Source organism: Pseudoalteromonas rubra (assembly GCF_005887095.1).
In the GTDB taxonomy this organism is placed as follows: domain Bacteria; phylum Pseudomonadota; class Gammaproteobacteria; order Enterobacterales; family Alteromonadaceae; genus Pseudoalteromonas; species Pseudoalteromonas rubra_E.
The window spans coordinates 145,067-164,102 of sequence record NZ_PNCI01000016.1 but is presented as its reverse complement, the minus strand read 5'-3'; the positions used below and the strand labels follow the sequence as shown (position 1 = coordinate 164,102).

Sequence of the window (19,036 nt, the reverse complement as noted above, 5' to 3'; positions counted from 1 at the left end):
TCATTTGTACTCAATAAAGAAACTCGCTAGCCACCCAACATGTAAGAGCTTATTCAGGGATGAGGAGAAGTCTCAGTAGGGTTGTGCGCGAGAAGGAAAAAGGTTGAAAGATGGAACATAAGAATAATACATGGGATTCAATCCTGGACGTCATTCAATATTACTCAGTCACTAAAGCCACTAAAAAAGCAATTATCTTCGAGGACAACACACAACAGACCTCGGTGACATACAAAGAACTATACACATCCAGCTTAAATATTGCTCAACACCTACTTCAACAGGGTCTTCAGGGTAAGTCTGTTTTGCTTGTGTTTGGTCAAGGTATTGATTTTGTTAAGTGTTTTTTGGGGTGTTTGTTAGCAGGAGCCATTCCTGTGCCTGTTCACAGGCCAGCAGCAAAGGAGCCGCAATGGCAAAAATTAATGCCTATTGTGCAGGATTCTCAAGCCTTAGCTGTCATTGGTGAATCTGGATATATAGAGAAATACCATAATTGGCTTTCACAGCAACAAGGTTATGAATATATTCAAATGTTAACTAGTCGTGACTTAAAATTGCGATGTGATAGCGAGTTTAACATTGCATTTCCAGAAGGAAACGCCCTCGCTTTCTTGCAATATACATCCGGTTCTACAAGCGCACCTAAAGGGGCAATGGTCACGCACAGTAATGTTTTGAGTAATGCGAAATTGATTGCTCGCTCATTTGATTCTGCTGAGGACACGGTGAGTGTGTCATGGTTACCTTTGTTCCATGACGCAGGCATGATTGGTATTTTGATGCACCTGCTTTATGTCGGGGGCACCTTGGTTTTGATGTCGCCAGCAGCCTTTGTTCAAAACCCACTCCAGTGGCTAATTTTGTGTAGTAAATACAGAGCAACCTACACCGGTGGCCCTAACTTTGGATACGACTTGTGCGCACAGCGCATTAGTACTGAGCAGGCGGCTTCGGCAGAGCTGGATTTGTCTGCTCTGAAAGGGGTGTTCAATGGCGCTGAGCCCGTTAAATGGGAAACATTGCAGCGCTTTAAAACTCGCTTTGAACCATTTGGCTTCAACTTCAAGGCGTTTGTTCCTTGTTACGGTATGGCTGAATCAACGTTGATGATCACTGGGGTAGCGGTTGACGAAACTCCTCGCTATCTGAGCCTGAACAAGGAAAAGCTTGAAAACAACCAGCTAGAAATTTGTGAAACGCCTGAGCTGGCCAAACAGCTACCTTCTTGCGGTGTCAACCAGGATGGTACTGATATTGTGATCGTGAATCGAGATGACAACAGTATTAGCAAGGACCTACACGAGGGCGAGGTATGGCTTAAAGGTCCAAGTGTTGTCAAAGGGTATTTTAACAACGAGGTTGCGACCGAAGAAACTTTTAATGCAATAACATCCTGTGGCAAAGGTCCGTTTCTCAGAACTGGTGATCTTGGTTTTTTGCATGATGGGCACCTCTATATAACAGGCCGTGCAAGTGACCTGATTATCGTCAATGGCAAAAACCATTACCCACAAGATATTGAATCTACGATTGCGAACAATATTGATTGTGTCATGTCCGATGGCATTGCTGTTTCATCCAAAGAAATTGGCGACGTCGAGAAAGTCTTTGTTGTCGCCGAGATTATGCGGACGGCTTTGAGGAAAATAGATGCGGATGCCGTATGTCAGCAAATTCGTACCATAGTGTCCGCTGAGCACCAGCTGGAAATTGAGTATATTGCTCTTATTAAGCCAGCAACAATGCTAAAAACGACGTCGGGCAAGGTGAAAAGGCGCGCGTGTCTGGCTGCCATTCTCAATAATGAATTGTCATTAATTAAGGGATTCGATACTTACCAACAGCCAGTTAAGCCGCCCGCAAGTTCGCAGCCACATGAAGACAACTGGCTGGCCTTACGTGATATCTTAGCGCAGGAGTGTGAGCTCCCGGTTAGCAAGATAGAGCCGCATCTGTCGTTAACTGATTTGGGTGTCAATTCCATTAAAGCCGGTTCACTGGCGCACCGCCTTGACCTTTGCTCTAAGTCGACAATCACCATTGAAACTTTGCTTGAAACAGCGAGCTTTTCAGAGCTGTTAAATGCACATCAGTGGCAATTCTCTGTGTGCCATGATGCCAACAAGCTAAGCATCAATGAACCTGTTGATAGCACCAGCTTTCCACTGACAGATGTCCAAATGGGTTACGTGTTGGGCAAATTGGATCAGATGAAAATGGGTGGGGTAGCACTCCAGTCTTACTTTGAGTTTGATGGCAATATTGATTTGACGCGGTTACAGGACGCCCTGCATTGTGTGGTGCAAGAGGTGCCTATGCTCAGAGCTGTGCTGGATATGCCAAGTATGCAGCGTATTTTACCAGACGTCCCTGACTATCACATTGAGTGCGAAGACATCACTGCCCTGCCAGCTGAAGCACAGACTAATCATTTGCAGAATACGCGTGCCAAAATGGAATCCAAAACGCTGGATATTGAAGCCTGGCCGCCTTTCGAGCTAAAGGTGACAGCGTTATCATCTCAGCTCAAACGACTTCATATTCTGTTGGATGGCACGTTTTTAGACGCAACCAGCATCATAAAAATATTCTCACTGTTTGGTAGTTACTATCGTGGTGAGCGCTCAAAGCCACAAAAGCAGAACTTTGGGTTTGAGTATTTTTGTCGTTATCTGCCATCTCACCGAGATGAAGCAAAGATCCAAATCAGCACCGAATACTGGCAGGCACGCATTGGCACCTTACCGATGAGCCCTCAACTACAAGCCTCTCGCCATACCGGACACAAAGCACGGCCTGCTTTCAAGCGGCTATATCGAGATTTTTCTGCTGCACAGTTAGGCAGCCTGGATAATCTAGCCAAGCAGCTGGGTGTAACAAGACATGCTATTTTGTTGTCTGCATTTGCCAAAGCACTGTCAGACAAATCGCTCAACCAGTCTTTCACCATAAATGTGCCGTTACAAAATCGCAGTGAGTTGAGGCCGGGACTTGCCGAAGCAATCGGGCACTTTTCGAGTTTCACGCTCACCTCGTTTGATTTGAATAAATGTCGGACTCTGGCACAACTGGCAAAAGCCACCATGGCAGAGACGAGAGATACACTGAAATACAGCGCTATTTCTGGCATTGAATTGTTAGATTTAGTCAGACAGCAGCACAAACATGCTTTTTATCCGGTTGTTTTTACGAACTTACTGGATTTAGAGCGAAGCGCCGGATTAGAGCAATTTGAAGCGACCATGGGGCGTTTGAATTACTCAGTTACCAGAACCCCACAAGTTCAGCTTGATTGTCAGGTTATGAGGACTAATGATGGGATAAGAGTATGTTGGGATTTTGAACAACATGCGTTCGATGAAGCTGCGCTGGCAGATATGTTTGAGGGATATGCTTCCCTATTAGAGCACCTTGCCCGGGGTGGCGAAGAGTGGCCTGTTGTACAAGATGCTGATACTCCGATGCCGCATTCGAATATTGTTGCTGCAAATGACACCCATGTAAATTGTCCTCCTAACACACTGATTGACGATTTTCTAAAGTGTGCGACGGTGATGCCAGATAAGGTGGCTATCATTGATGGCGATCATACCGTGACTTATCGAGAGTTACTGCACTTCAGCAATGCGATTGCACACCGGTTAGCCGAACAGCACTGTCAGCCAGGTGATAGGGTGATTGTTGCAGCGCAGAAAAGTTGGCGTCAGCTGGCACTGGCGATTGCTGTGCTACAAGCTGGGGGCATATTTATTCCTGTCGATCCCGACACTCCGCCATCGAGATTTCAGTCCATAATCACGCAGGCTAATGCCGAGCTGATAGTGACTGATCATGCAACGTCTATTGCACAACCTATTGAGGCACAGATAAATACGGTTTATCGCTGTGGTGATGCTGTTTTGACTCGGCCATCCAACGACCAGATATTGAATAAGTCGCAGCCAGATAAGCTGGCCTATGTCATTTTTACGTCAGGATCTACTGGTGTGCCAAAAGGCGTGGCAATTGAGCACCGAAGTGCGATGAACACCATCGAGAGTGTGAATAAGTTATGGCACGCAAAGTATGACGACACGGTTTTGGCTTTGTCAGAGCTGACCTTTGATCTCGCTATCTATGATCTGTTTGGCATGTTAAGTGTTGGGGGCAGTATTGTACTTGCCAGCGCATCACAGGCTCCGAAGCAGTGGGCAGACTTGATAGAGGCACACAAGGTAACAATTTGGAACAGCGTGCCAGCCAGTATGTCATTGTTGTGTGACTATCTGAATGAGTCAAATCGCCAGCTCCAGAGTATACGTGCCACTCAGCTCAGTGGTGATTGGTTTCCATCGGCCTTGTCCGTCATGATTGGTAAGGTCCTACCTTATTCGTCCGTAATTAATATGGGTGGTGCAACAGAAGCATCTATTTGGTCGATTTATTATTCCGTAACAGGGAAGGAGCATGAAGAACTAGGGTACATCCCTTATGGTAAACCGTTGGACAACCAACGCTTCTATATTCTGGATGAGCAGCTAGCGCCCGTCGAACCCGGTAAAGTCGGTGAGCTTTTTATCGCTGGAAGTGGTCTTGCGCAGGGCTACCTGAACGATCAGGAAAAAACTCAGCAGGCGTTTTTCTGGTGCCCGTCCATCAAGGAACAAGTATACCGCACAGGCGACTTAGGCGCTTATCAGAGTGATGGCAATATCCGTTTCTGTGGTCGCAAAGATAACCAGATCAAGCTCAATGGTTTTCGAATTGAGTTGGGAGAGCTAGAAAGCACCTGTCGTCAGCTGCCTTTCGTGAAAGGGGCCATGGCCGTTCCTTATGGTGAAGATGATGCACGTCAGCTGGCTTTGTTTGTCACAGCGGAAAATATTGAGCCCAAACATGCTTTGCTGCTCAATACAGATGCCGATGTGGCTCAGCACTATCTGGATCGCCAGTCAATTAGATCCTTTGACACCGCTGCAGAGCTGAGCGAGGCGTCTTTGGGGCACTATTTGTCGGCCGTGTCGCGATGGAAAATGCCAGAAACGGGCGCGATTAAATACCGTTACCCATCAGCCGGCGGCATTTATGCAGTTCAGATTTATCTGCATTTACTTAAACCTTGCGGCGCGTTGGTACCTGGGTTTTATGCATACGAGCCCGACACTCATCAAGTTGTGTACCTGAGTGATGATTGTGAGTTGTATCAGCAGGTTGAGTTTGGCGGGGTCGCAGAGATTACTGCAGATGCAAACTTCGTGTTGTATCTGGCCTCTGATACTCAACGAATTGGGGCAAAATATGGCGCCAAAGCTAGAGATTTTGGCCTGCTAGAAGCCGGCTATATGTCGCAGTTGTTGATGTCAGAAGCGAAAAGTAACGGGCTGGGTGTTTGTCCTCTCGGCTATACACAGTTTTCTGGGTTGGCTGAGCGGTTGTGTTTAAGCGAAGGACAGGAAATGCTACATACTTTGGCTGTGGGCACGGTCAAAATGGATGTCTATCGCCAGGTGCAAGCGCAACCTGGGGTTACCGGTGCCGTATCTTCTTCTTTGTCGTCAATGGTTGCACGTAAATATCAACAGCAGGTCAAGCAACACCTGGCAACGAATTTACCGCGTTATATGCAGCCGCATGAAGTGCGGGTACTGAGTCAGCTGCCCCTGACATCGAACAGCAAAGTGGATATAAAAACATTAATTGGTATGCTGGAAAAGGCCCCGGTACGACCGCTTCAGGCCGAACAGAGCGACGCCAATATAGATAGTGACATTCTCAAATACCTCAAAGAGCTATGGACAAGTATCATTGACCGGCAAGACATTGGTCTGGACGAGTCGTTTATTGAAATGGGCGTTAATTCCATTAATGCGGTCAAAATGCTGACCCGTATCAATGCGCACTTTGAAACCGACCTCGCACTGGCAAGTTTGTTTGAGCACTCGACATTGAGGCAATTAGAGGGACTCATTCGGGCGCAGCTCTCGTGCCAGTCAGTGCCTGAAACACTGGAACTGGAAGAGGGTGTGTTGTGAGCATCAAAGAACTGGTAAAACAACTTGAAAGCCATGGCATCCAGCTCAGTGTGTTTAATGGACAGTTAAAATACAGTGCGCCAAAAGGCGCCCTGACGCCCGACTTACTTGCACGGATGAAACAGCATAAGGAAGCTTTGCTTGTCTATTATAAGCAAAAAGCACACCTTGCTCAGATCCCAAAATCCACTTTACCTGTGCCTTGCTCTAGTCCTCAGCGTCGCATTCTGGCGAGTCACTGGTTAACGCAAGGTGAGCCCGTTTATAATGAACAGCTGGTCCTGATGCTCACAGGGGAAGTGGATCACGATGCGCTGGAACATGCGTTTAAAGCGTTACTGGCCAGGCATGAGCTATTGTGTCTGGTACCCGATCAGCGTGGTTTGTTGCAGGAAAACCCTGACGTATCGTTTAGCTTAATAACAGTGCAGGTCGATGATACTTCGGCAGATGCGCTACAAGAGAAGGTGCGTGACCATCAGCACATCCCTTTCGAGATTGAGAGTGATTTGCTGCTGCGGGCGTGCTTGTTTCAGTGTACTGACGACAAAAGCTACTTGTCTATCGTCACCCATCATTTTATCGGTGATGCGTGGTCTGAACAACTGATGCTGAATGAGCTGAAAAATAGCTATGAGCAGTATATTCAGGGGCGTCAGACGAACTTAGAGTCACTTGCCGTGACGTATCAGGATTTTTGTCAATGGCAGGCGGATGGCATTGCGCTTGGTTGCTATGACGAGGCAATTGAAAAAGCCTGTCACAGATTACGTGAAGCGCCGCAAGTGCATTCATTGCCCCTGGATAAAGCCAGAGGAGCCATGCAGACATTTCGTGGGGCTTCAATCAATACGTCAGCGGACTCTGCTTTCAGGCGCGCAGTGCAAGCTTTTTGTGCGCGACACAAACTGACAGAGTTTGTGTTTTTGAGTGCGTGTTATTCATTATTGTTGTCTAAATACAGTGATGATCCGCATCTGTGCATTGGGGTGCCTGTTGCGGGCCGTGCAAAGCCTGAACTTGAAAACCTTATTGGCATGTTTTCCAACAATGTTGTGCTGAATTATGACTTCACGCAGGACGACGTGTTCACTGATTACTTGTCACGTTATAACGCCATGGTGCTGGCCGTGCTGGAAGATCAGTTCGCGCCCTTTGAGCTGTTGGTTGAAGCGATGCCGGGTGAACGCAGTTTGAGCTTCTCGCCGATTTTTCAGTTGATGTTTGCCTTTCGTGACTACGAGTTTGGTGGAGCGCATTGGGATGCGCTTGCGGTGCAAAAAGTACCTGGGGAGCACCATATTGCTAAGTATGATTTGTTTCTGGCTGTGGATGTCGAAGACAATCACTACAACTTTCAATGGCAATATAATACGGATCTGTTTGACGCAAAGACTATCTCTCGTTGGTCTAATGAATTATTGGAACTGATAGGGTTAATACTGGAGTGCGATAACACAGTTTTAAGTCAGTATCAGCTTAAAAGTACCGCACAGAGTGTGATGCTCGCTGATGCGACAAATTCACATCGGGATGCGACCCTAGAGCAGCTGATCTTGCATAGCACAAGTAACGACAAGGCAACGGCCCTGATCAGTAATGGGGAATCTGTTACGTACCAGGCGTTAGCGGACCTGATTGATACGATCAGTACGAATTTGAGCGAGCTAGGCATTAAACAAGGCGACAAGGTCGCCGTTGCACTGCCCAGAAGCTACTACCAGGTGCCTCTGATATTGGCCTTGTTCAGGCTAGGCACTGTGTATATCCCACTCGATACTGGCCTGCCAACTAAACGTATAAACTATATTCTGTCTGACAGTGACAGTACCGCGATTATCAGTCATGGTTTAGAGCTGGCTGATTCGACTGCGCAGGCCATCGATCTGAATTGGCTGTTACAAGACAGACAGTCTAGTGTCCGGGTTGCTGCTCAGACCGAGACGCATTTACCTGCCTACATCATGTATACATCCGGCACGACCGGAAAACCTAAAGGGGTGCAGCTCTCTCAGCGAGCCCTGGTTAACCAGCTACTGGGTTGTTGTGAGCGTCTGGAATTGGATAAGGCGACACGCCTGTTTGCAACGACCTCATTCAGTTTTGACATGAGTCTGATTGAGCTATTCGCCCCGTTATTGGCAGGCGGTACCTCGATCGTAGCGAATGATGATGAAGCGCGTTATCCGGATGATACCTTGCGTGCGTTGATGCGCTACAACGCGAATGTTTATCAGTCGACCCCCTCAAGGGTGCAGTTATTGCTGGAGGCAGGTTGGCAACCAACTGACAACCTGACTTTGATCTGCGGTGGAGAACCCTTGCTGCCCAAGTTCAGTGCATCATTACTGAACCAGGTCGGACGCCTGTTTAATGGCTATGGGCCGACTGAAATCTGTGTTTACGCCATGTTGAAAGAGTTACATCGGGACTCAGCAGAAAGTGCGCTTGCCCTGCTGCACGCGCCATTGCCGAACTATGGTATGTGTATTCTTAAAAATCAGCAGGTTGTCCCCCATGGTGTGGTCGGTGAGCTGGCTATTTTTGGCCCTGGTCTGGCGGATAAATACCTCAACAGAGCAGCTCTAACGGACGATAAATTTCAATACGTGTCCATTGCAGGAAAGACTCACCGAGTTTATATGACCGGTGATCTGGTGCGTCAGGTTGACTGTGGTGAACTGCAGTTTTTGGGTCGTGCCGACAATCAGGTGAAGTTGTTGGGTTATCGCATTGAGCTTGATGAAATCACCAATGCAACGGTGCCCATTGACGGTGTCCAGGCAGCTCATGCTTGCCTTATCAGTAACCAGCAAAGTGCAGAGCTCGTATTATTTGTTCAACAGCCGGCCTCTGGTTCACTGTGCCCGGAAAACATCTCTCAGGGACTCAGTGACTTGTTACCCAGTTACATGGTGCCCTCGCATATTCACTTGGTTTCGCACGTGCCAACCAATGCAAATGGTAAGGCTGACTGGGCGGGCTTAGTCGCTGAGTTTAAACAACCCACTACTGAACTCAGCAGTGATTTACCCGTTACCGATGATGCCAGTCAAATCATGACCATTTGGACAACCGGATTGGGGATGCGGGCCATTGACCCTGACGTGAGCTTTTTCAAGTCAGGTGGGGACTCACTGGTATTGATGAGGTTGTTACGCGAAGTAAATCAGTATTTTGAACTTGAGTTGAGTGTTAAGGATATTTACGGCGCACCGACCGTTAATAAGCTTAGCGTCTTGATCCGGGATGAACAGAATAGAAAGAAAATAATAAAAAATGTCGTTTTAGAAGACGAACCAGAAGAAGTGGAAGGACTATGGATATAAGAAAGTTTCTTTTAGAGTGCGCCAGCGAAGGTATTAAATTTAAAGTTAAAAATGGCGAGCTTGGTGTTTTTAAAGAAAAAGGAAATATTGATAAGGCGCGTATTGACGTCATTCGTGCCAATAAAGCAGATATTCTGGCGCTGTTAACTAAGTACAGCAGTGAAGAAACACAAGATACGCAGCTGATGCGTCTGGGCCACGATGAAATAGATGCGCTTTCATTTCAGCAGCGCGCAATTTTCCTCAGTGACTTGGTTGAAGGCAGTAACAGTAAGTACAACATCCCGGCCTTGTTCTATATTAATGGTACGCTGGATATCGCAAACTTGCAGGGCGCGTTTGCCGATGTTATCGAAAATCAGCCATCGCTTAGAACAACTTACTTTGAAAATGCGGGACGCTGGTTACAGAAAATTAATCATGACGTGCCGTTCGAACTTGAAGTGGTGGATTTTGCGGACACACAGCAGTGTTCGGCGTTGCTAGATGAAAAAGTGGCAGAAGAGAGTAAACGGTCTTTTGATTTGCAACAGGACTTGATGCTCAAAGCGTTTGTGGCGACGCTGCCTGATAACAAAAGCGCCTTATTTATCAATGTGCATCACATGGCTGTTGATGGCTTGTCTATAAAAGTTCTATTAGATGAGTTGGCACATTTTTATGCACGCAGAATGGGCCATGAGATGCCTGAGCTGGCTAAATCGCCAGTGCGTTATTTGGATTACGCAGTGTGGCAAAGTGAGATGTTGAGCGAAGATAAAGTTCAGCAGCACCTCACATATTGGAAAGATCATCTGTTAGGCATAGAGTCGGATAATACATTACCGACTATTCCTGCCCGCCCAAAAGTACAAAGCTATCAGGGGGCAGTATTCAGAGCAAAGCTCACGCCTGAAAATTATCAAGGACTTACCCGCCTTTCGGAGCAGTTTGATACCTCTTTGTTCAACGTTATTTATGCTATTTATGTGGTGTTTTTACATCGTTATGCCGGCCGAGATGATGTGGTAATTGGCACCCCAACGGCAAGTCGTGAACAAGCGGCCCTTGAACAGGTTATCGGTAATTTTGTTAATAGCTTAGTCTTGCGCCAGCAAGTCTCATCAACACAATCGTTCGCTGAGCTTATTAGCAATTGTAAAGATGAGCTCAGCGCCTCTTTTGAGCACCAGGCGCTGCCGTTTGAGAAGCTGGTAGAAGCACTCAATATCAAGCGCGACGCGGCGCATCACCCGGTTTATCAGGTGATGCTGAGCTTTCAGTCAACACAGCAACCAACTTTATCTCTTTGCGGTGCGGATGTTGAAGTGGTGCCCTTGTCAAGCAAATCGACCAAAGTTGATTTGTACCTCAATGTTAGCGAAGTGGATGGCCTGCTTGAGTTTGAGTGGGAATATGCAAGTGATCTGTTTACACATAGCGATGTACAAGGGTTCCATGACTCACTGGAACAAATCGTTGCACACGTGATTGCAAGCCCTGACAGTGAGCTGGACAGCATTCAAGTCTTAACCTTTGAACAGCAGCAACAAATAAAGCACTGGAGCCAGGGTAAGCAGCTTGAGGTGTCAGCCTCATCGGTGTTTGAGTTACTGGCATCACAGCGTGGAGATGCCATTGCCTTGGTCAGCGAAACACAAAATGTGTCTTATACGCAGTTGCTGGAGTTGGTTAAAGTGAATGCGCAACACCTGATCAGCCAGGGGGTAACGCCAGGGGCTCGGGTGATGGTTGCCGCAGAGTCATCTATTGAAACTGTGGTTGCTGCGTTGGCGATCATGCGAGCCGGTGCCACTTATGTACCTGTTGAATTAGGTGCCCCTGTGGAGCGATTCCGACAAATCGCGTCATTGTGTGAGGCCCGTTTTGTAACCGGAAGCGCTACATTCAAAGAACGCGCCGAAGCGCTATCTGCAGTGGCGTTTGTGCCGGTTTGTCTGGCTCCGGCTGACTTATCACTGACAGTGTCTCTCCCAGAGTTGGACACGCTTAGTCACGCGGATGCATATATCATCTTCACGTCCGGTAGTACGGGTACACCAAAAGGCGTACAGATAGGTCATGCGCAGTTACTGAACTATGTGGCTGCTGCGACAGAGCGATATGCGATGAGTGCGCAGGATACGGTGATGCAGTTTGCTTCGCTTGGTTTTGACGCGAGTATTGAGGAGCTATTCGTCACCTTATGTAATGGCGCGAAACTGGTACTTAAACCCGCTGATGTGATGGATAGCATTGCGACATACTGGCAACGCATTGAACAGTTTCAGATCTCTGTGCTGGCGTTGCCAACGTCATTTTGGCATGTACTGTGTCAGGAGAGCGCACCAGAGGTATTAAAGCAGCACGCACAAACTGTGCGTCTGTGTATTATTGGCGGTGAGGCGGCGCAGCCGTGGCATATCGATCATTGGGTGCAGACAACGGAGATTGCGCTGGTTAATACCTATGGTCCAACTGAGGCAACGGTGGTCGCAACTACGCAATTTGTGACAGCGGAAGCAGATAAATATGCGATTGGTCAGCCACTGGCAAATTATAAGTGTTTTGTGCTCAATGAGGCATATCAACATCAGCCTGTTGGTACACCTGGTATGCTCTACCTGGGCGGCCAAAGTATCGCACAGGGTTACCTGAATGAGCCGCAACAAACGGCTGAGGCGTTTTTGGAGATTGACATTGATGGCAATATGGAGCGCGTTTATAAAACGGGTGATATTGTCCGTTGGTTACCCAGTGGCCGCCTTGAGTATCTTCACAGAGCCGACCGACAGTTAAAGATTAGTGGCTATCGTGTTGATGTCACTGAAGTCGAAAATGCTGTTTTATCATACCCCGGGATCACTGCAACCTATGTTCAGCTCGACGAAACGGGGAGCCGCCTGGTTGCTTATGCGGTATCACGTGATAGTGAGTTATCGGTTCAATCAGTGCGTGAAAGTCTGATCAATAATTTACCCAGGTATATGGTGCCGCACGATATCTTGTTACTCGATGCATTACCGGTGACTGCCAACGGTAAAATAGATGTGGCGCGTTTACCTGCTGCTGAAGGTGGGTCTGACATTGTCGAGCCTAAGAATGCGCTTGAATCACAACTTCGTGAGTTATGGGCTACAGCCCTGAACTTGCAAGCAGACAAAATCTCTGTTCAGGACGATTTCTTCTCGTTGGGCGGTAACTCTCTGAAAGCGGTTCAGTTAGTGAATATGCTTAAGGAGCAATTGCAAGTGGCGGTGACCACAGTTCAGGTGTTGGAGCAGGGTAACATTGCTGCGCTCGCCGCAGTAATCGCGCAGACAGAAACCCACCTTGAAACGCAACAGACCACAGTACGGGATGATGAAAACCGCTATGCGCCTTTCCCATTAACTGAGGTACAAAGAGCTTATTTGGTTGGTCGAAGTGATGATTTCACACTGGGTAACGTGGGCACACACAGTTACACCGAACTGCCGCTGCCTGCTCACTATATCGAACGCTTTAAAGCGGCCTGGCTGAAGCTGATAGAGCGCCACGACATGCTACGTATGGTGATCAATGAAGATGGCATGCAGCATTGTCTGGCGGATGTCCCAGAGTATCAATTCACCGAATACGCCTTGGCACCATCGGACAGCGAAGATGGCCATTTTGCCAGCTTGCGTGAAGAGATGTCACACCATGTTTTCTCCGGAACACAGTGGCCACTGTTTGATATTCGGATCAGTAAGCTGAGTGATGAGCAGGCGATGATCCACTTCAGTATCGACGCCCTGATCATTGATGCGTCGAGTTTGATGCTACTTACCCGAGAGTTGGGAAAACTCATCGCAGAACCCCAGTTACAGCTTCCGGCAATCGATCTGACTTTCCGCGACTATGTGATGTCGCTTGAGCAGGCTCGGGGCGGTGACAAATATGAACAAGCCCGAGCGTACTGGAGTGAACTGGCGAAAGAGTTCCCGGGTGCTCCCCAATTACCACTGGCGTGTGATCCACAGGAAATCGAGGTACCAAAATTTGAGCGTCGGTCACGTATGATGGATGCCGAAAAATGGTCGCGGCTCAAGAAGGTGTGCGGCATTCACCAGTTGACGCCTACCTGCCTGATTATAGATACTTTCTCTGATGTGTTGGCCAACTGGACACAGCAATCGAGGTTCGCGCTGAACCTGACTTTGTTCAACCGTCAGGATATTCATCCGGGCGTGTCTTCACTAGTGGGTGATTTCACCTCTTTATCCCTGCTTGACATGGAGTTTAATGCGGGTAAAGAAAATCGTATTACCCGATTGAAACGCCTTCAGAAAAAACTCTGGAAAAATCTTGAACACGGTGCATTTGATGGCATTGAACTACAAAAGCTGATCAGCCAGCACCAGGGTGGCCAACAGAGCTACCCAATCGTATTGACCAGTACCTTGGGCCTGGAAAGCACAGACACGACCCTGGAAGACATTATGGGCGTTGACTCTCTGGGTCATGGTCCATTCTCTATCACTCAGACGTCTCAGGTATGGTTAGATGTGAAGCTGATCGAAGCTCGTGGTCGGCTTTACTGTGATTGGGATAGCGTCGTTGGATTGTTCCCAGAAGGCATGCTAGACGATATGTTTGAGGCATTTTGGGAACATCTGGAAGAGATTCTGGCGGCTCCGATGAAGCTCGAAAAAGCACAGTGCGCTGTCCAGGCCGAAGCCATCGCTAAGCCTTATTTTGATGCGCTCAATGCGAGCAGTGCTGCGATTGAACCTGCTTTATTGCACCAGGCTTTTGTTGCACAAGTAGCCAATCACGCAGAGAAAATTGCACTCATTAATGAAGACGTCCAGCTGAGCTATGCTGAACTGGATCGGCTCAGTGATCAGATAGCTGCACAATTACTGGCAAATAACTGCAAGCCCAATGCTTTGGTGGCCGTGGTGATGCCCAAGTGCTGGCAACAGGTTGTGGCGGTGTTGGCCATTCACAAAGCGGGTGGCGCTTATTTACCTATTGACGCAACTTTACCACCAAGTCGTATTGCGGAGCTGATAGAACTGGGTGGCGCACAGTTGGTTGTAACGACCTCAACAGCGCCAGCTTTACCGGCAGACTTAACGCACCTGGTGGTTGAGCGTCTCATCCACGAAGGGGTTACGTTGCCACGCGTCAGTGCATCGGTTGAGGACCTGGCTTATGTCATCTTTACTTCAGGTTCTACCGGCAAGCCAAAAGGCGTTGCGATTACTCACCAGGCAGCCTGGAACACCATTAAAGATGTGCAGCAGCGGTTTACACTGGATCATGAATGTGTGGCGTATGGGTTATCCAGCCTCAGCTTCGACTTATCTGTTTTTGATATTTTTGGTATTTTGGGCCTGGGAGGCACGTTAGTGATACCTGCACAGGATGCGCTTAAAGAGCCTGCGGTCTGGTATCAGGATGTTGTTGAGCATCAGGTTAACTTCTGGAACACAGTACCTGCACTATTCCAGATGCTGAACGACTACATTGCGGTGAATCAGCGTGATGCCCTCGAGACGCTGCAAACGGTATTGATGAGCGGAGATTGGATCCCATTGGATCTTTTCGATAAAGCTCAGCAATTTACTCCCGGTGCGCAACTGACAAGTCTGGGTGGGGCAACAGAAGCGTCTATTTGGTCTATTTACTATCCCATTACGCAGATCGATCCACAGTGGCGCAGCATTCCTTATGGTATGCCATTGGCGAATCAAGGGTTTTTAGTTTATTCCAGCACCATGTCTTTATTGCCCCCATGGGTTGAAGGTGATCTTTACATCAGTGGCGAAGGGTTAGCACAAGCGTATTGGGGAGATGAAGAAAAAACCCGGCAGGCATTTATCTACCATCCTAAAACGCAACAGCGTTTATATCGCACGGGTGACAGAGGTCGCTTAAACCCTAAGGGTCATATTGAATTTTTAGGGCGCAATGATACCCAGGTTAAGATCCAGGGCTACCGTATAGAGCTGGGCGAAATTGAATACCATATTAAGGCCTGTGAAGGGGTTCAGGACTGTTGTGTGCATGTCTTTGACATGGCAGCAGGAAAGAACCTGGTCGCTTATATCGTCGCGGATGATGTCTCGATTGATGCGATACAGCAAACCTTACAGTCTCAATTACCTCAGTATATGGTGCCGGTTATTTATGAGCAGATAGACAAAGTACCACTGACCGGTAACGGTAAAGTGGATCGCGCCAGGTTGCCTGCGCCAGCCAGCTTATCTTCAGCTCAGGAAACGACTCCGGCCAACCTGACCGAGCAAACTTTGTTGGAAGTGTGGCGTGCCAGCTTAGGCGTAGAGATCACCGACACCAATAGTAACTTCTTCCATTTAGGTGGAGACTCTATAAAAGCGGTCGCGTTGGTAAATCGCATTGAAAAAGCGCTCTCATGCAGCTTGTCAATCGGTGAGTTGTTGAGTAACCCGACGATCCGCGCGCTGTCAAATTACATTATGCAAAACCAGGGCAGTCGAGCCACCTTGCCTTTAATTGAGCCTCAGCGAGCGCAGCGGTTAGAACCTTACCCACTGACTGACGTTCAGCAGGCTTACTGGGTTGGCAGACGCCAGCACTTTGAAATGGGTAATGTCGGGTCTCACGTCTATCTGGAAATCCCGGTTAAATCTCTCAATGCCGATCGTTTTGAAGCGGTTTGGAATGCCATGATAGATCGCCATGACGTCTTGCGTATGTTTATCAACCAGTCGGGTATGCAGCAGATATGCGAAAATACGCCGTACTATCGAATCAAGCGTTATGATTTGGCTGAGCACAATGAGACGGCCGTGTCACAACATCGTGACACCATGCGGGACGCGTTGTCCCATAACTTGTTTAGCGGTGAACAGTGGCCTTTGTTTGATTTGCGGATTAGTCACTTACCTGACGGCATATCGGTGCTGCACTACAGTATGGACGAACTGGTGTTGGATGCTTCCAGTACCTTGTTGCTGTTCCGAGAAATGATGCAGTTAATGCACGATCCTAATCTTGAACTGCCTCACCATGAGCTTAGTTTCAGAGATTATGTGATGGCGGAGCAGCAGCTGAAAAGCAGTGACCTGTACCATGGATCGAAAAACTACTGGAAATCGCGTTTAGAGACATTACCTGAAATGCCCGAGCTGCCACTGAAAGTTGCTGCCAGCGAAATCAAGGAGCCTAAGTTTTACCGTCTTGCATCCAGAATGCCAAAGTCTCAATGGGAAGCATTAAAGAAAATTGCGACTCAATATGAAGTGACACCCACCATCATCGTATTAGGTGCGTTTGCAGAAGTGCTCAATCGCTGGGTTGGCAAGCAGCACTATATGTTGAACCTGACGCTCTATAACCGTCATCCGATGCATGAACAGGTCAACGATATTCTGGGCGACTTCACCACTTTGAACTTACTTGAAGTTGACAACCGAGAGTTAAACACCGATCTGGCGACGCGCTTTCAGCGCATTCAGAAGCAGCTTTGGACGGATCTGGAACACAGGTATTACTCTGGCATTGAAATCCAGCGGGAACTGACTTCAGTTAAAGGGCAGCATGCCGGTTATCCGATAGTGGTTACCAGTACGCTGGGCTTGTCTGGTGATGAGTATGACCTTGCTGCGATGAACTCGTTTGACGTTGGTAATGATTCTGAATTTGAATTTGGCATCACCCAAACACCACAAACATGGATTGATGTTCAATACGAAGAGGTGCGTGGCGGTCTGTATTGTAACTGGGACTGTGTGCAGGATCTGTTCCCGGATAACATGCTTGAAGATATGTTTGAGCAGTTTTGGGAAGTGCTATCTGCACTGTCTTCAGGAGAGCAGGCCTGGCTTGAATCGAGTGTGAACGTTATGCCAACGGCACACAACGAGGTCCTTGCAGAGACCAATTCGACTGCACAGCCTTACACAGCACCATTGCTGCATGATCAAATTCTTTCGCAGTTCCAGCTACGGCCTGAAAAAGTCGCTGTGATCCATGGTGGTGAGCAGATTACGTACGATCAGCTGGATGCGTACAGTTCAGAGATTGCACATCAGTTACTGCAGCAACCTGCACAGGCATCTCAGCTGGTTGCCGTAGTGATGGAAAAATCCTGGCATCAGTTGGCGGCGGTCATTGGTATTTTGCGAGCGGGTTATGCTTACCTGCCGATTGATGCGCATTTGCCAGCAGCCCGGGTTGAGAAATTGCTGGCATTGGGTGGCGTCTCACAGGTCGTCACGACCAGCACATTTAAACACTTGATACCGGGTTCTATTCATGCGGTTGAGGCAGACACGCTGTCCGGCGAAAAATTTGTGCTGCCGGATAACACCACCTCAATAGAAGCGCTTGCGTATGTGATCTTTACATCGGGCTCGACGGGTGAACCAAAAGGGGTTGCGATTAGTCACCAGGCTGCGATGAACACGATTGATGATATCAATCAAACCTATCAGGTAAGCGCACAAGATGTGTGTCTAGGGATCTCGAGTCTGAGCTTTGATTTATCAGTCTACGACATTTTTGGCCTGTTAGGCCAAGGCGGCACGGTTGTGCTACCGATGCACAGCGAGCGCAGAGATCCAGATGCCTGGTATCGCTACGTGACGTCGCATGGGGTTACGCTATGGAACTCTGTGCCTGCACTGGCGCAAATGTTGGCCGAGCACAACAAAGAGCAGGCCAGACTGGAATCGTTACGCTTGATCATGATGAGCGGGGACTGGATCCCACTGGAGTTGCCTGCCATGTTGAATGCGCTTTGCCCTGCTCAGCTAGTTAGCTTAGGTGGGGCAACTGAAGCGGCAATTTGGTCAGTCAGTTACCACATCGAGCAGGTTGACCCGCAATGGACCAGCATTCCTTATGGTAAGCCATTAGCGAACCAAACTTTGTATGTGCTGAACCACGAGCTTGAGCCAGTGCCATTCTGGGTTGAGGGCGATTTGTATATTGGCGGTGATGGACTTGCCGAGTGTTACTGGCGAGATGAAAGCAAAACGGCTAACAGCTTTATTACCCATCCGGTAACGAAGGCTCGTCTGTATCGCACCGGAGATCGCGCGTGTCTGATGCCTGATGGCAACTTCAAATTCCTGGGGCGCAAAGATAGTCAGGTTAAGCTACAAGGACACCGCGTTGAGCTGGGAGAGATTGAAAGTCATCTCAAACAGATAGCGCTCATTGATAATGCGGTTGTGTCTGTACAAAACCAGACATTGGTTGCGCATTTGCTTTTAGAAAGCAATCCCCTGAAAGGCACTGAGGCTGATTTTTACGCGGATGTAATGGCGCAGCTTCGTACCTTGTTACCTGATTATATGGTGCCCAAGCACTACATGCTGATTGAGCGCCTGGCACTGACCAGCAATGGCAAAGTAGATAAGAGTAAATTGGCACAATTTGTTTTTGAACAAACTGCTGAAGATGTTGAGCCAAAAAATGACACTGAGTCTCAGTTGATGACGATATGGTCTGGGTTACTGGGTGTTGAACGGATAAGTACGACCAAAGACTTCTTTGAAGCTGGGGGAGATTCGATCGCTGCGATCCGTCTGTTAGGCGAGGTCAAATCGCAGTTCCAGGTTGAATTGGCAAGTCATGAAGTATTTGAAAAAAGAACAATAAAAGAACAAGCCGCGCTACTGTCGAGAACACTGCTTGCACAGGAAAACAAAGCAAAAGCAGAAGACAGCAGTTTAGATACGCTTGAGTGGTAGT

Annotated in this window: 3 protein-coding genes; all 3 read left to right on the top strand. The window is 48.1% G+C overall.

What is annotated here, in order from left to right:
* Window positions 1-110 precede the first annotated feature (110 nt).
* The 3 genes from CWB99_RS07660 to CWB99_RS07650 are packed head-to-tail and all read left to right on the top strand — an operon-like array spanning window position 111 to window position 19,035.
* Window positions 111-6,014 (top strand): non-ribosomal peptide synthetase, encoded by a 5,904-nt coding sequence (locus tag CWB99_RS07660; protein ID WP_138551819.1) that lies wholly within the window; start codon window positions 111-113, stop codon window positions 6,012-6,014.
* Window positions 6,011-9,343, top strand: a complete 3,333-nt coding sequence (locus tag CWB99_RS07655) for a condensation domain-containing protein (RefSeq protein ID WP_138551818.1) — start codon at window positions 6,011-6,013, stop codon at window positions 9,341-9,343. The genes CWB99_RS07660 and CWB99_RS07655 overlap by 4 nt, the downstream gene beginning before the upstream one ends.
* Window positions 9,334-19,035 carry a non-ribosomal peptide synthetase gene (locus CWB99_RS07650; protein ID WP_138551817.1) on the top strand — a complete coding sequence of 3,234 codons (9,702 nt, stop codon included), beginning with the start codon at window positions 9,334-9,336 and terminating at the stop codon, window positions 19,033-19,035. Before CWB99_RS07655 ends, CWB99_RS07650 begins: the two co-directional genes overlap by 10 nt.
* The last annotated feature ends 1 nt before the right edge of the window (window position 19,036 follow it).

Coding starts and splice junctions, on each gene's coding strand:
- CWB99_RS07660 (WP_138551819.1), top strand. CDS start 111: ATGGAACATAAGAATAATACATGGGATTCAATCCTGGACGTCATTCAA.
- CWB99_RS07650 (WP_138551817.1), top strand. CDS start 9,334: ATGGATATAAGAAAGTTTCTTTTAGAGTGCGCCAGCGAAGGTATTAAA.